Genomic DNA, 15493 nt, shown 5'->3' on the forward strand with positions numbered 1-15493 from the left:
ATTAAAACATGATTAGCTAAACGCCTATCGAGATTTCTTTTTGTCGATGGGCTACCCAGTGACGAATAATTCATAATTTATGCAAAAGGATTCTAATTACTTAAAAGTATAGGATATAAATAAGGAGTTGTTGAAATAGGCGAAAATGTTTCTGGCATTTAATTTATGTCTGTTTCACCAGTAGGTTAATAAAGAATTATGTATTAAAAATCGAGAAGGACCATTTTGTGGAGTAACACTCAATTTAATAGTTAGATATTGGTGTTACATTATAGGAATTATGGATGGTGGAAGTTATGGTATTCAGCATTTTGTTATCCGATTTTATTAATAATAGTTTTGAATTATTATAAGTGGATAAGTAAAATAAAAAAATAACAATAATATTGATAATGAATCTGTCTTATGCAATACAAAAACATTACACAGTAGTTTAATATACAATCATGCGCTTTTCTTTTATAGGAAGAGTGCTTTTTATTTATGTAGAAAACAGATTGATTAAGACGATACAATGGTTGGGATTTTAGTAATAGAAAATTTGTTGGAGAAGTAGTAAAAATGGTTTAACATCCCTGAAAGGGGGAAAAGAAAATTAGAGTCATGGAGGCATGATAAATTAGGCTAATTATAGAATGCCTTTATATCGCTATTCATATTGTGCCTTTAAAAAGTTGAAATAAGATAGTATTATGTTTTTTATGTATTACAATCAACTCTTGTAGGATATTACTCCTATAAATTGACGGTGTGTAATGCCTAATACAAAAAAATTAGTTGTTAACTAATCTAACCAATGGTTTCCTATTTCAGATTGGTTAAAATTATATAAAGATTTAAGTTAGATATAGATTTATTAAAATTAGGGGCAATTAATTATGAAATACACTTGGAGAATAATACTAACTACAATTCTTATCACATCAAATTCTTTTATATTTTCAAATTTAAAGCTAGATCAACATTTTACCCTCGCTATTATTATTTTTATAGCAAATGCTGGGATTGGATGGATTATTGGTTACCAGCTTGATAAATATATTTTTTCAAAAAAAGAGCTTGGGACTACTATGGTAACCTTAAATGATTATACGTTTGCATTAGAGTCTGTTTCGCTTGGGATAGGTATAACAAATGAAAATGGGCAATTTGAATATGTAAACCAAGCGCATCAGAACCTTTATGGGTATACCTTAAAAGAATTTTTAACCAAAAATTGGACAGATTGCTATTCTTCAGAAGCAATTGAAGAATTAAACATTAAAGCGATTCCTCAATTGTTAAAGTATGGAGAGTGGCAAGGTGAAACTATAGGAATAAGGAAGGATGGATCTAGTTTTCCACAAGAGATACTCATTTCTAACATTGAGAATACACAAAAAATGATCTGTATAGTTCGGGATATAACAGAACAAAAGCAATATCTCAATTATATAGAGCATATAGCGGAGCATAATGATTTAACAAAGTTACCTAATCGTCGGAAGTTACAATCCGATATAAATATAATTAAAAGAGATACAAATGATACATCATTATTATTTATTGACTTAGATCGTTTCAAAATGGTGAACGATACACTTGGTCATAACTTTGGTGATGAATTATTAATTAAGATCGCTGAGAGACTAGTTGCTATTCAAAATGAATCTATTCGAATTTATCACCTCGGAGGAGATGAATTTATTGTTCTTATAAAGAATGGTAATCATGAGTACATTGAAAACATTGCGGTTGAGGTTATCGATCATTTAAAAACACCCTATCATATCTTTGGAAAAGAGATTATTATCACATGTAGTATAGGAATTTCTCGTTTTCCAGAACATACAAATAACTATGATGAACTAATTGATTTGGCAGATACAGCGATGTATCATGCAAAAATGGATGGTAAAAGCACGTATAAGTTTTTCAATGAGGACCTTAGTAAAAGGCTCGAAAGAAACTCAACAATTGAGAGTGAATTAAGAAAAGCAATCTCTAAAGAAGAATTATATATAAATTATCAACCTAAATGTAATTTAGTTAATTCTAAGTTAGTTGGTTTTGAAGCCCTAATAAGATGGAATAATCCACGATTAGGTATCGTCTCTCCTGCCGAGTTTATCCCAATTGCTGAGGATACAGGCTTAATAATCGACATAGGAAAGTGGATTATTAATGAAGTTCTTAGTCAAATGAATCTATGGCAATCAAAAGGATATCCAATGGTTAAAATATCTGTAAATGTTTCGCAAAGACAATTTAAAGAAAATGACCTTGTAAATTATATTCAAACTTGCCTAGCTTCTCATAACATTGATGCTAATTTTTTTGAAATTGAAATTACAGAAAGTTTAATTGCAGACTTTAATCTTATTATTCCACAATTAACAGCTCTTAAGGATTTGGGAATAGGTATCTCTATTGATGATTTTGGAACTGGCTATTCATCACTTAATTTTATAAATATATTACCTATCGATACATTGAAAATCGATCAATCATTTGTCAAAGCACTTTTATCAAATAAAAAAAATAGTATATTGGCAAAAACTATTATCGATATTGGTGTGAACTTGGATCTTGTTATTATTGCTGAGGGAATTGAAACAAAAGAACAACTAAACAAACTCGTAGAATTAAACTGTTTTTTTGGACAAGGTTATTTCTTTAGTAAACCATTAGATGCTCTTGAAATAGAATCAACTTATCTTAGAAAGAACGAAACTTGATGCTGTTGAAAAATAAAGACCTCTTTCTCTTAAATCAGTTGGAAATATATTATGTGATTCTGCAAAGGATGATACCTAAAATGTATCATCTTATAATTTTAGGATGAAATTCTACAATTAGTTAGTTCTAATTGCAGAGTTACATCCAACTAAACATTCATTTAACAACTTATCAAGTGTTTGACTTATTTTTATAGTAGTAGGATGGTCTAAACCATAATCCATGCCACTCTTTATTAGTTCTGTTCTAAGTATTTGGATTTTATCTATGTTATGACAACACTTTAAAGTAGACGCCATATTGCATTCTCCTTTTAGTTTATAGATTTAAATATACAGAAAAGGGAAAAATATGAAAACACAGTATTTATGAACAATATGAACAAATTTCCTCGTTTTAAAATGAGTATGTCATGATTAATAATATCATCGAGTGCTGTTACAATATGAGTGAAAAGGGTGTCGTAGTATAATTTCCATAGTTTGCTAACCATATACTTTTAATTGAACACAAGAAAAATATATTAGTTAATGAATGTTAGTGGGGATATATGGTAGGATTATTGATTTGGGGAAGAGGTATCTGATAAACAAAGGGCATATATTATCACTTTTCTTTTTTTATCTTAGGATGTTGCTCTATTATAAATAGTATCACATTGGTAGAGAACATTTTTAGGTTTCTTATAATTAACCGCAAAGTAATCTTAAATACAATTTTGAGATCTATTTAGGGCAAAAATCCCTTTATTCTATTTTCTATTCTTTACTTTTTGTTATGTAAAAAACAGGAAATACTCTATCACCTATGATTGGTGGTAGAGTATTTAAATATGACTTAGTTTTGTACTATGTGTGGTAATGCTTATGCGATCCCTTACTGAAACACATAAATAATGTAATTTTGAAGTGGGATGCAGATTATCAACTAAGAAATAATGATTCCAATGCAGAACTATTTGACAGCTTGTTTAAACACTTAAAGGAACATAGCGATTTTTACCTTTTGCTAAAAAACGAAAGTTGTTTTATCTGTTTTTAAACGTGTTTATCGAGCTTTATGGAGCCAAAACCGAACATGACAATATGGCTGCCTATGTTACATCTTTTATAACTTACGGAATTTATGGCTGGATTGAAGAATGGATTGTTCGTGGCATGCAAGAATCAGGAGTGCATGTCGGAACTCCTCTCAAAATACGGAATGAACTAATCAAAAAAGTTCTTCCAGCTATCATTAACTTTGTACACAAGTAACTGTTTAATAATTATTAAATACTGTTATTCATCGATCGGGCGCAATTCTTGAGTAGAATTGTGCCTTTATCAGCAATCAGGCCAGATTAAGGAGTACCACCTTAAAAAATCTGGATATTTATGTTAAAATTTAGGTAAAATTGTGAAGAAATATACTTAAACTAACGAGGCAGTTTAGTTTATAAGAGATTTTTTAATTGGGGGGTTATTCTTTGAACAATATTGAACTTATAAATTTAATTCCGAAATTCTTGGATTTTTACGAGAGAGCAAACCTTGAATGGTTGGACGATGAAGAACGATGGAAGTTATGGAAAGAGCATTACAATTTTGCGGCTGTACCTCCAGGTGAAGAAGGACAAAAGATTGCTAAATCCTTATTCTACGGGGCTTGGGAAAAATATAAAAAGAACATAAATTACATTGAAAATTGGAAAGAAAACCTAACAATTGTTGAAAATTGTTTAGAAAAAGTAAAGTCTTTATTAGGTTACGATAAGCCAATTAACTTAGTTTTAATTTATTTTGTAGGTGGATTTGAAAATAACGCCTTTGTAGCTCCATATGACCAAGAACGATTAGCTCTGTGTATCCCAATTGAATGTGGAGACTCCGATATAACACTTTCTCACGAACTTACTCACGTTGTTCATTCTAAGACTGCTAACTTAACAACAAACTGGGAGAGAACGATTGCTTCAACAATTTTGCAAGAAGGATTGGCAACACAAGTAAGTAAGTTTATTGTCCCTGGTAAACCAGATGAAAAGTACATCGAACATAAGCATGGATGGTTCAATTCTTGTAAATTGGTGAGGGAAGAGATTATAAAAGGAATTGTCCCATATTTAGAAGATTCTTCTTCTGAAGTTATTACAAAATTTACATTTGGCACTGGAACTACTAATCACGACAGGGAAGTATACTTTGTTGGCTGGGAGATAGTAACAGCTTTATTAGAACAAGGAGTCACATTTAAGGAGATTGCAAGTGTCCAAGAAGAAGAAATCCCAAATTATTTACGTGAGCGTTATTCTCTACTGAACTAACGAGGGCTTTAATTTAATAACGATCTTCAATAATCAGGCGCAATTCTAGGCAGAAGTATTGAATGATCGTGCACGAACTAATGGTTCAGATAAATAAAGAAACTGCTTAATCCGCCTATAGATTAAACAGTTTCCACTAAACAAATACAATTTAGTGTGTCTGAAACATTATAGCATAAAATCATTATCTTGTTTGAGAGAATATTCACGAAAATAGTTGAACCAAAGTGTACAGCAAAAAAACCTCTTTTCAGGAGACTCATTTAAATTAACTTTTTGGATTTCCGGGAGGGAAATAATACGGAGGTACCTTAAGCCAACCCCGTTTTTTCATAATTGATTTTAAAATAGCACCATATCTCATTAATTCAGTTTGAAATTCGAAGAACATTAAACCAACATCGTTTCTCACGGATTGTGCTGCACCTGAAGCGCATAATGAAACTCCTGCAGCTAACTTTACTCCTACTAAATTGGAGATTTCTGTGTCAGTCATTTTTGCTCCCAAAGGAATAGCTCTTGGGTCAGAAAAAGGCTTGGGTTCAGAGGCGGGAGGTAAGGGGATACCTTCTTGTTGAAGAAAAACCTTAAGTCTAGCAGCTTGCGAACTACAAACATCTAATGTTTTATGAAGTAAATCATTTAGCTCTTTATCTTCTGTTGTGTTTATAGCAAGTTGTTCAAGAGCAACTGATTCTTCTAAGACGGTTAAATAAGTCCAACAGGACATTACTTCGCCAACATGTAATAAATGTTTATTTTCTTCATCAAACAGACTGTGAAAAACATTGATTAATGCTTCGAATACATGTTTGGGCATAGTGATCACCTCCACTTATATTGTTAACTTTGAGCAAAGTTTTTATAACTGAAATTTGCTTAGAAAAAGGAGAATGAACTATGAAAACAGAGGTATTTTGGGTTACTATGACGCACACTACGCTTCAACATTTTTTAGAAGGTGTTACAGATAGTACAGTTGGGGTTACATTTTTCTTTAGAAGAACCAAATTAATAAAGGGTGTAGCTGTAAAAAACTAATGTAGTTAAAAATTTCTTAATGCGCAAATAATTTCACAACTAGTTGTGTTTAGTTGCAGAATGCCTAATAATAAAACATTCATTTAATACCTTATCAAGCGCTTGACTTAGTTTAACAGTAGAGGGATGATTTAATCCATTCTCCATACCAGTCTTTATTAACTCACATCTAAGTTTTTGTATTTTAATTGAATGTACAAAAAGGAAAAAAAAGGAAATTCCTTTTTGTATGTACAATATAAACAATATTCTACAATAACAAAATAAATGTTTTTTAATCTTAAATGATTTTGATATTGGTTTCAACTGAGTAACTGTTCGGGTTGAAGGGTGGATGCAATAATATGAGAATGCCTGCCCAGGATAGACTCTTTTGGACACAATAATATTTTAGAAGTGGTCACCATGAAAACCACCAAAATATATGTATTGAAAGAAAATGAAAGTTGGAATGAGGAAATCTCCCGTAAACTTTTATCTTTGGTTATTCAAACACTTTTTACTGGTCTGAGCATATTTCCTACTGTACAATTCGAAGATATTTTGCAGTAGTTTATTTAACGACGGACAATATTGTTGAATAACCCCTTTATAAGAATCTAGATAGTTTATGTTAAAATTAGGTAAGATGATGAAGAAATGTACTTAAACTAACGGAACATGATAGTTCAACAAGAATTGAGTTGAAAGGTTGAAAGTATGAGGTGGTAAAATGAAGTTTCATCTGTTAGGAGAGAAAACTAAAGTAGAAATAGATGTCTTAGCTCGTGAATATCCGAATAGTTCTGATTATTGGGATGGAAACTGGGTTATTTCAAATGTGAAAGTCGAAATTCCAGGGTATTATGTTGATTTTAATGCAAGTTTAAGAACAGATGACATTAGGGATTTTGTTAATGACTTGAAGTCAATGAATAGGTATTTAACGGGAAAAGCAATATTAAAAAATTTAGAAAGCTTTATACATTTTGAAGGTGAAATGGATAAGTTGGGTCATATTGATTGGTCTGGAGAGACTTGTTATCCAGCAGGAAGTGGTGCTGTACTAACCTTCGAATTTGTATCAAATCAATCATATTTAGAAGATTTAATTAAAGAATTAGAGGATATAACCTATGTATATCCAGTAATAGGTGAATCATAGTTACTCCATAATCGGCCGCTTTCCTTGAATAAGGAGAGGGTCTTTCTTCATGAATAGGGCCAGAATGTTGAAGATCCCCTTAAGGAAACGAGATGATCCTATAGTCAAAATCAAGTTTTTTCGGAGGATAATATGGAAGGATATTCGGCAAATAAATAATCTGTTTGGGATAATATAATAAGAAGCCTTTGTTTTAGGAGGATCATATGAGCTTGATAGCGCAACATCCTTATATAAAAATAGAAAGAAAAATGACAAGTATTGAAAAGTTTGAAATTGAGCATGACCGAATCATTTACTTATACAATGATAAGGTGGTTACACAGAATAGAGAGTTTCCGATTAAGGATGTAATGGATTTTTCTTATCGAGAAATTGCAAATCAAGGTGGTATTCTCTATTTACATGCGCTTCAAGGTGTATATACGTATATTGTGAAATCTTCACCAGAAGCTTTTATCACAGCATATAGAGCATATTTCAAGTAAAGGTTGCATTAAGAATAGAGCAGAGCGCACTGCTTGGATATGGCGCAAAGAATTTACTGTTTGAATGCCTTGCGTGAGTCACCACTCTATTCTGAGCCGGAAAGGTCAGCGCTTGAATTAACAGATGTGGTTACAAGATCGATTGGATTATTACAGGCAAGAAATCCGCACATGGGATTTTACGATTTAGGCGGTTTTTCGTTAAAGGGCGCAATTCTTGAAAAGGAATTGTGCCTTCTTCAACTAAAGGGCCAATATATGTAGTATGATTCCGTTTTCAATGTTAACAGGCAGAGGACTTTACTTGGAGTGGTGGGTATGAGCCAACCAACATAATTGAATAAGTGTGCGTCCTTCTAGAAGTAGTTTTACGTTATCCTTTTTAATTCCGTAATAATGGGGTATGTATTTATGGTAATTAGAAAAAATAGAAAAAACGCCGAATGAGATAGGGAGAATAAACTAATGGCTTATATTTTATTAATTGTAGGCTTTGTATTGTTGGTAAAAGGAGCTGACCTCTTTGTTGACGGATCTTCCAATATTGCTAAACTGCTCCGGGTTCCGACTATTTTAATTGGGTTAACCATTGTGGCTTTTGGAACAAGTTCACCGGAAGCGACTGTCAGTATTATTGCAGCACTGGAAGGAAGTGCAGATGTTTCACTGGGTAACGTAGTTGGAAGCAATATTTTTAACATTACCCTTGTTGTAGGTGTGGCAGCATTTATATATCCTTTGAGAGTTGAAAGGGAGACCATTAGAAAAGAAATGCCATTTACATTACTCGCATGTGTGGCATTGCTAATTCTTATGAGTGATATTGCATTGCAAGGATCAAATAGCAACCTGCTTACACGCAGTGATGGATTAATCTTTATATTGTTCTTATCCATCTTTATGTACTATGTAATTGAGATTGGACTAAAAAGCCGAAAAGATACAGCAGACGAACCAGTTCCTGAGGACCTCAGATGGGGGAAAAATATATTGATTACAATATTAGGATTGGCTGCAATTATATTTGGAGGGAATCTGGTAGTAGATAACGGTACAGAAATTGCTTACTCTCTTGGTATGAGTGAAACATTGGTGGGGTTAACGATTATTGCAATTGGAACATCCCTTCCTGAACTTGTCACTTCCATCTCTGCTGCACTGAAAAAAGAAAGTGAAATCGCGCTTGGAAATATTGTCGGGAGTAATATTTTTAACATCTTATTTGTACTTGGTGCCTCGGCTTCTATTTCCCCATTAGCAGCAAATGATAAAATATTTATTGATGTCATTCTTATGATTGTACTGACCATTGTGTTATTGGTTTTCTCAAGAACCAGCTTCATGGTCGGAAAGTGGGAAGGATTCGTGCTTATCGCCACCTACATTATTTACTTAGCGTATATTATATTACGGAATTAATGGAATTTCCGTTCTATCTTTATAGTCAAAGACCTGGAATGTGCAAGATTTGTTGGCTTACTAGGAAAATATGGTCTTATTAAAAACTACGTATAAGGGCTGAGATAGGAAAAACAGTTGGAAAGGCATTAAATAGATCGTTGGAAGAAAATATTATACTAAACAAACAGGCACGTTGTCTTAAGAGCCTTGATTTGATTATTAATACAATCCGGCGCTTTTCTGTTATAACAACTATCTTTTAAAGGTTGCTTCATTCTTCAACAAACTGGCAAATTTCACTAAGCCTTGTTATCGAAACACTGTGTATTACTTTCGAATATCCGAATCTCTTTTTCTCACTATAAATAGGTTTTTATAATTAAAAACTAATTTAGATAATGCTTCCATATTTACTTGTGCGATTACGATGCCCAGAATAACGATACTACAACTAATAATATCTTTTAACATAAAAACTTCCTTTAAAAATATGACCGCAAACATGGCTGCGAAAATGGGTTCAAGTGCAAAAATTAAACCGGTATGTGTAGAGGATGTATATTTTTGGGCGATTGTTTGACCTATAAATCCAACGGCGCTGCAAAGTATCCCTAGTCCCAAAATAGCTATCCAAGATTTTGATGTAGATGGTAAAGATGGATTCTCAAATAGGACACTACAAATCATCGCTAATACTCCAGCTACACCTAACTGTAATATACCAAGAGTCAGTGGATCATCTTCTTTAGTCAATTTTCCTGTTAAAATGATGAATATTGCATATAACAGTGCACCCACAATACATAAAAGATCTCCAAGGTTTATTGTTAATGATTGTTTTAATGTCAATAACCCTATGCCTGTTAAAATAAATATTAAACCAATGAAAATCTGCCAAGTAGGTAAACGTCTAACTAATAAACAATTGATTAGGGGTACGAATATAACTGTAAGACTTACAAGGAATCCGGCATTAGAGGCTGATGTCATACTGACACCAAATGTCACAAAGGTGAAAACACCAAACAATACGGTTCCTAACATCAGAGAAGAAATCATTACTTTTCTAGTAACTAACATTAAACATTTGTAAAATAGTATTCCGGCTATTAAAAAAGCCAGTAAAAATCTAAGCCCAACAATATTGAAGGCTTGGAGTGAACCAAGCCCTAACTTCATAAATACATATGATAGCCCCCAAAAAGCATTGATAACTATCAATAGCATATTTGCCAATGTCTGTTGGCTCATAAACTCCAATCCTCCTTGTATCTCTTGCGAATTGGAACATTATTGTAATTTCTTTTTTAGCTGTTCCGCTGCAGACAGTGCTTTCAAGTCCTGTGAAATATCACCTGGTCTGTTTCCTTCTCCAATAATATACCCTTCAAAAGTTGTACCTACGAAGTCAAAGATATGTTGAAACTGCTGAATCATTGGTAAACCTTTAATGTATGGCTCATCTCCACCCACTGCAATGACATATGCTTTTTTGGAAGCCATTATAGACTTAAAATCAGGATATTTTGGGTCCTTTAAAGTTTGTGACCATCGATCAACAAAGTTCTTCATTGTCCCTGTCATGCTATACCAATAAATTGGAGTAGAAAAAATAATAATATCATGCGGAAGAATACGATCGATGATGGAGTTATAATCATCATTCACTTCGGGAAAACCTTCTTCAGCGTGACGCTTATCTACTATAGGTTCAATTGAATAATCCTTTAGATATATTTCTTCTACAACTATGCCTTCAGTTACTAACTTTGTTAACGATTCTGTGTTTCCGTTTGGACGGCTACCACCGTAAATAACTGCTATTGTCATTTTGATTAACTCCTTTTCCTTGAGATCTTATACTATTGTTCTTCGAATATTAATATCTTATAATAAGTTAATAAATCAATAAAGACGATTATTTCGATTAATTCAATCGAAATATCCGATTTAAAAGAGGCTGATAAAATGGAAATTAAACAATTGATTACTTTTAAACATGCCGCAGAAAATCTGAACTTTACTCAAACAGCGAAATTATTGAATTTTGCACAATCTAGTGTTACGGCGCAAATTAAGGCTCTGGAAGAGGAGATTGGCAGACCTTTATTTGAGCGTTTGGGAAAACGGCTAATATTGACAGAAGCTGGACATCAATTTAAAAGATATGCTGAAAAGATGATTAATCTAAGCGAAGAAGCAATTACGGCTGCAAACGGAGAAGAGGAATTAACTGGAACGTTAATAATAGGGGCTCAGGAGAGTCAATGTACCTATCGATTACCGCTAATTCTTAAAGAGTTCAAGACTGCATTTCCAAAAGTAAAGCTAGTTTTTAAACCTGCACATTCTGACGAAATGGCGAGAAAACAACTTATGGAGGGAGAATTAGATATTGCTTTTATTATGGATAAAAAGAAGCCAGAAGGGTCCTTAATAGTAGAGCAACTAATTAAGGAAGAATTGAAACTGGTTGTCACATCCAACCACCCTATATCTGCCAACGCTATAGATGACCTGAAGCACGAAACTCTTTTACTTACAGAAACTGGCTGTTCTTATCGAAATATGTTCGAGGAGTCCCTAAATTCTCTAGGAATATACCCATTAGATAAAATAGAATTTACGAGTATAGAGGCCATCAAACAATGTGTCATTGCAGGATTAGGAGTGGCACTACTGCCTGAGATGGTGGTGAAAAAAGATATTGAAGAAGGGCGAATGAAGGAATTGCCGTGGAATTCTTTCTCATCTCCGCTTTATACTCAAATTGCTTGGCATAAGGATAAAATAGTAACACAACCATTAGATGAATTTATTAGCTTGACTCGTAAGATATTTTTATCAGTATAAATTAAGTTATTCAACAAAAGGGCGCAATTCTTCAATAAGAAGATCGCGTTTTTCTGTTATAGGGCCAATTTGTCGAATAACATACTTTAAAAACATTACCAAGCATTGCTTTGGGAGAAATGTATTTCAGGAAGGTTTATATTAAGAAGGTGAAGTAATATTGATTGGAAAAATATTTAGAAGGTGAAAAAATGTCAATTGGTAGAGATAATATGATTTCTATTATAAAAAAGACTGTTGTACCTGAACTTAGACAAAGAGGATTTAAAGGTTCGTTTCCTCATTTTAGAAGGATAAATGAAAATAAGATAGATTTAATGACTTTCCAATTTGACAGGTATGGTGGAGGTTTTGTAATTGAAGTTGGGTTATGCTCTTCGAAAGGTGTTCCTCATAATTGGGGAGAAAAAGTTCCACCAAATAAAGTAACAGCACACGATTTACCTCACAATAATAGGTTAAGATTGAAAAATAGTGAAGGTGAATGGTTTAGGTACGACGTTGAAACTGAATCTGGAGAAATTTATGAAATAGTTGCAAAAGAATTGTTGCAGCATCTATGCGAAGAAGAAAACTATTGGAAAGATAACGAATAAAATGTATCCTTAATCAGCTTTAAGGAAAAATAAAATCTTCCACAATCGTGCGCAATTCTTGAGAGATTGTGAAACAATGTACTTAAGCTAACGACACAGTTTAGTGAAGTAAGATAGAAAATTATTTTGGAGGGTTATATGGATATACATAAAAAAATGGATAAGCATTTTAATATTAAGGTTAATAACAAATCAGTAATAATCCTTAAATATAAGAGAGAGAGTTATTATGACGATAATACAGGTGAAGAGGTAAACACAATTGAGTTAATTACTAAAATACCAAATGATGTATTTGACCATAGAGTTGTTGCAATTGATATTGAAGGTGAAGCCAACATTAAAGCTACTTGGATAATGCACTTCTCTCAACCAGGGCTACATAGATATAAGTACAGAATATCTAAATAACATAAATTTCTTCTTGAAGTAACGAAGGGCGAGTGTTCAATTTGAGCGGTCGCTTTTAACTGTTCGTTAGTTGAACAAGATAGTGTGTAAACCTTAGGGGGAATTGTATGAAGAAAAAGGTTTGGATTATTTTAATAATTGTTGTAATAATTGCGGTTGCAAGTGCTGTAATTGTTGCCAGTCAAAAACCGAATGACAAAGATTTTGTAAGATGGATGGAAGATACTTATGGAGTGCAGTGTCTTAATTATAATTGTGATATTTTCGAAGTTGAACTAACGGAAAAAGGTAAAAAAACTATTTTAATGCAAAATGTACACGGAAGTTATTCACCAGGTATCTTTGTAATGGAAGTAGATCGAACATATAGGAAACTTGAAGACTCTTCGTATAAATTAGATATTGAAATAAAAGGTTTCTTAGGAGAGTTTACAATTGAAGATGAAATTATTAAGAAAATATCTAAAAAATAAATTTGAAATAAAATTATAGATTTCCTTTTTGCACTAACTGGGGCTTTAGTTCAATAACGATCTTCAACAATCGTGCGCGTTTCTTTAACAAGGAATGTGTCTTTTTCCGTTTAAGGGTCAGATTGTTGAACAGAGTAAACATATTTTTATATACAATGCGATTGAGATTAAGAAGGATTAGATTTAGACTAACGTCACATTATAGTCCTTACAAGAAATAATGTTGTTTATGAATATAGAAAAGACTATCGAGAGGTGTTTAATGAACAAAACTACATGCCCTTGTTGTGGTTATAAAACAATGGATAGTGATGGCAACTTTGAAATATGTACAATTTGTTTTTGGGAGGATGACCCATATCAAAAAGAGAATGTGTATGAAACAGGTGCTAACCATATACCTCTAATTGAAGCACAGAGGAATTATATTAGTTACGGTGCTTGTGAAAAAAGATTTGTTAAGAGTGTTAGAAAACCTATTTTACACGATAAAAGAGATCCAAATTGGAAAGCTATTAATGATGCTTTGTATGAATTGAAATTAGCCTGTAGAAAGTTTAAAGATGGAATATATAATATTGCAGATTTAGAACACAACTTATCTTGGGTGAATGTCCCTATTGAAATAGCTAAAATTGTTAAAAAAGTAAAGAATGATTTAGAAATGATTAGGTTTTGCACGTCCGATTATAAGCAAAGAGAAGAAGCAATTGAGGTTGTTAATAATTTGTTAAAGCAGTTAAATATAAGGTTAGAAACTCAGGATTAGTTAAGAAACTGTGGATTTATTTGATTAACAATATTCAACAATCCGGTGCGATTATTTAGGAACGCGTCTTTTTCTTTAAAGGGCAAGATTGTGGAGCAATGCTAAATAAATTGGATATTTATGTTAAAATGGAAAGAGGAAATGAAATATATCATAGTTTAAATTAATGAATAAGAATTGATCTGTAAAATAAATGGATATCTTTAGTTTGAAAATCACATGTTGCACTGGGGGATAGTATGTGGAGTTTTAGCACTTTTAAAGACAAACGTTACTGGATTCTTTTGATTCCAGCTATAATTATCTTGTTCTTGTTCGCTGTTTTCACCCCTGATTATATTCTTGAAGAAACGTACGGTTGGTCATTTTTAATACTTATATTTCTCGTTTTGTTTTGGTCGACATACCATCTTTGGAAGTACTTTGGTGATAAAAAGAAGAGACATAGTACCGATGACGGCTGCGATTTGTAACTTGCTTGTTCAACTAACAGGGGCTTTAGTTGAACAAGCAAAAGGCAGTTATCACTATATTGATATTCCACAATCTGGCGCTTTCCTTGAGCAAGGAGAGGGTCTTTCTTCATAAATAGGGCCAGTTCATTCAAAAGAATTAGCGCTCGTTATTATGAAATGTTATCAAACAATGCTTTAGGAACCATATACTTACACTTTATGTATATATTAATAAATGGAAGTATAATGGAGGCATCATTATGTGGTTAATATTAGGTCTTATTGCAATAGTAGTAACTGTTATAAATCTTTCTTTTTATGCAGAGGAAAGGATTATAGGCTTGCTATGGCGATGGCATTATCATTTACAGCATTAACAATTTGTGCAGATTACAGTTATCTAAATCGGTGGGTAAAAGTGGAAGATTGGGCAGCTTTATCGGATGTAGTACCTGGTATGGCAAGGGCATTTTGGTTTTTGACAATTGTTTCTATCTTGCTAAATATAGCACCTATATTTTTAGAATTAAAGGGTAAGAAGGAATAACCAATTTTATGATAGAGGTCATATGGTATTCCAGAATTTGACGCTTTTCTTGAAAAAGAATTGTGCCTTTTCAGCAATAGTGCCAGATTGTTGAGTAACAATCATTTAAGGGATGTTACCAAATGATGCTCTGGAATGGTTAATAAGTAAAAAAGACCGACATAAAAGGTCAGTCTTCTTTGCTATTTGTGCCAAGACAATTCAGTTATTCATAGAATATTACTTGCTCTTCTCTTCTATACACTAAAGCAGCAAAAATAAATCCACCAGTTTCGTTGGTGGATTATTCACA

At 32.6% G+C, this 15493-nt stretch carries 17 protein-coding genes and 2 pseudogenes; 14 read left to right on the forward strand and 5 right to left on the reverse strand.

Annotated elements, in window-relative coordinates; translation table 11 throughout:
- Positions 1-878: 878 nt before the first annotated feature.
- Positions 879-2717 carry a sensor domain-containing protein gene (locus C1N55_RS06780; protein ID WP_137728123.1) on the forward strand — a complete coding sequence of 613 codons (1839 nt, stop codon included), beginning with the start codon at positions 879-881 and terminating at the stop codon, positions 2715-2717.
- A gap of 117 nt (positions 2718-2834) precedes the next feature.
- Here C1N55_RS06780 and C1N55_RS20860 read toward each other — a convergent pair whose 3' ends face one another.
- A complete protein-coding gene (locus tag C1N55_RS20860) occupies positions 2835-3017 on the reverse strand; it encodes an aspartyl-phosphate phosphatase Spo0E family protein (RefSeq protein ID WP_137728124.1) in 183 nt (60 codons plus the stop codon).
- Between the two features lie 723 nt (positions 3018-3740).
- Between C1N55_RS20860 and C1N55_RS06790 the strand changes: the two genes are divergently transcribed.
- Together C1N55_RS06790 and C1N55_RS06795 are read left to right on the forward strand one after the other, a co-directional pair.
- The gene (locus C1N55_RS06790) at positions 3741-3974 is read left to right on the forward strand and encodes a TetR-like C-terminal domain-containing protein (RefSeq protein ID WP_168193810.1); all 234 of its coding nucleotides are present in this window, start codon (positions 3741-3743) and stop codon (positions 3972-3974) included.
- Positions 3975-4186: 212 nt separating this feature from the next.
- On the forward strand, positions 4187-5023 hold the full coding sequence (locus tag C1N55_RS06795; RefSeq protein WP_168193811.1) for a DUF2268 domain-containing putative Zn-dependent protease: 837 nt from the start codon (positions 4187-4189) through the stop codon (positions 5021-5023).
- Between the two features lie 268 nt (positions 5024-5291).
- Here the strand turns inward: C1N55_RS06795 and C1N55_RS06800 are convergent, their stop codons facing one another.
- The gene (locus tag C1N55_RS06800) at positions 5292-5843 is read right to left on the reverse strand and encodes a DUF3231 family protein (protein ID WP_137728127.1); all 552 of its coding nucleotides are present in this window, start codon (positions 5841-5843) and stop codon (positions 5292-5294) included.
- Positions 5844-5923: 80 nt separating this feature from the next.
- Here C1N55_RS06800 and C1N55_RS20475 point away from each other — a divergent pair, with 80 nt between their 5' ends.
- A complete protein-coding gene (locus C1N55_RS20475; protein WP_168193812.1) occupies positions 5924-6064 on the forward strand; it encodes a hypothetical protein in 141 nt (46 codons plus the stop codon).
- Between the two features lie 39 nt (positions 6065-6103).
- Here the strand turns inward: C1N55_RS20475 and C1N55_RS20865 are convergent, their stop codons facing one another.
- Positions 6104-6445 carry an aspartyl-phosphate phosphatase Spo0E family protein gene (locus C1N55_RS20865; protein WP_255502486.1) on the reverse strand — a complete coding sequence of 114 codons (342 nt, stop codon included), beginning with the start codon at positions 6443-6445 and terminating at the stop codon, positions 6104-6106.
- 331 nt (positions 6446-6776) lie between these two features.
- Here C1N55_RS20865 and C1N55_RS06810 point away from each other — a divergent pair, with 331 nt between their 5' ends.
- The 3 genes from C1N55_RS06810 to C1N55_RS06825 all read left to right on the forward strand — a co-directional run bounded on the left by C1N55_RS06810 (position 6777) and on the right by C1N55_RS06825 (position 9115).
- A complete protein-coding gene (locus C1N55_RS06810; RefSeq protein WP_137728128.1) occupies positions 6777-7208 on the forward strand; it encodes a WapI family immunity protein in 432 nt (143 codons plus the stop codon).
- A gap of 206 nt (positions 7209-7414) precedes the next feature.
- Positions 7415-7696 carry a hypothetical protein gene (locus tag C1N55_RS06815; protein ID WP_137728129.1) on the forward strand — a complete coding sequence of 94 codons (282 nt, stop codon included), beginning with the start codon at positions 7415-7417 and terminating at the stop codon, positions 7694-7696.
- Positions 7697-8161: 465 nt separating this feature from the next.
- Positions 8162-9115: a calcium/sodium antiporter gene (locus C1N55_RS06825; protein WP_137728130.1), complete on the forward strand. Its 954-nt coding sequence runs from the start codon at positions 8162-8164 to the stop codon at positions 9113-9115.
- A gap of 309 nt (positions 9116-9424) precedes the next feature.
- Here the strand turns inward: C1N55_RS06825 and C1N55_RS06830 are convergent, their stop codons facing one another.
- Both C1N55_RS06830 and C1N55_RS06835 read right to left on the reverse strand, forming a co-directional pair.
- A complete protein-coding gene (locus C1N55_RS06830; protein WP_137728131.1) occupies positions 9425-10348 on the reverse strand; it encodes a DMT family transporter in 924 nt (307 codons plus the stop codon).
- Between the two features lie 39 nt (positions 10349-10387).
- Entirely contained in the window at positions 10388-10927 is a 540-nt protein-coding gene (locus C1N55_RS06835; protein WP_137728132.1) for a flavodoxin family protein, read from the reverse strand.
- A gap of 138 nt (positions 10928-11065) precedes the next feature.
- Here C1N55_RS06835 and C1N55_RS06840 point away from each other — a divergent pair, with 138 nt between their 5' ends.
- From C1N55_RS06840 to C1N55_RS06870, 7 genes and pseudogenes are all read left to right on the forward strand, one after another.
- Positions 11066-11950: a LysR family transcriptional regulator gene (locus C1N55_RS06840; protein ID WP_137728133.1), complete on the forward strand. Its 885-nt coding sequence runs from the start codon at positions 11066-11068 to the stop codon at positions 11948-11950.
- 164 nt (positions 11951-12114) lie between these two features.
- A complete protein-coding gene (locus C1N55_RS06845) occupies positions 12115-12546 on the forward strand; it encodes a DUF4304 domain-containing protein (protein ID WP_205758518.1) in 432 nt (143 codons plus the stop codon).
- 138 nt (positions 12547-12684) lie between these two features.
- Positions 12685-12957: a hypothetical protein gene (locus C1N55_RS06850; RefSeq protein WP_137728134.1), complete on the forward strand. Its 273-nt coding sequence runs from the start codon at positions 12685-12687 to the stop codon at positions 12955-12957.
- Between the two features lie 107 nt (positions 12958-13064).
- Complete coding sequence (locus C1N55_RS06855; RefSeq protein WP_137728135.1) at positions 13065-13430, forward strand: hypothetical protein; 366 nt, start codon at positions 13065-13067, stop codon at positions 13428-13430.
- Positions 13431-13692: 262 nt separating this feature from the next.
- Positions 13693-13947, forward strand: a pseudogene (locus tag C1N55_RS20750) (CPCC family cysteine-rich protein); the annotation flags it as partial.
- 678 nt (positions 13948-14625) lie between these two features.
- Positions 14626-14787, forward strand: coding sequence for a hypothetical protein (locus C1N55_RS20480; RefSeq protein WP_168193813.1), 162 nt, complete (start codon positions 14626-14628; stop codon positions 14785-14787).
- A gap of 127 nt (positions 14788-14914) precedes the next feature.
- Positions 14915-15201, forward strand: a pseudogene (locus C1N55_RS06870) (hypothetical protein).
- Positions 15202-15493 lie beyond the last annotated feature (292 nt).

Origin of the sequence: Lysinibacillus sp. SGAir0095, assembly GCF_005491425.1 — a bacterium.
Lineage (GTDB): Bacteria > Bacillota > Bacilli > Bacillales_A > Planococcaceae > Ureibacillus.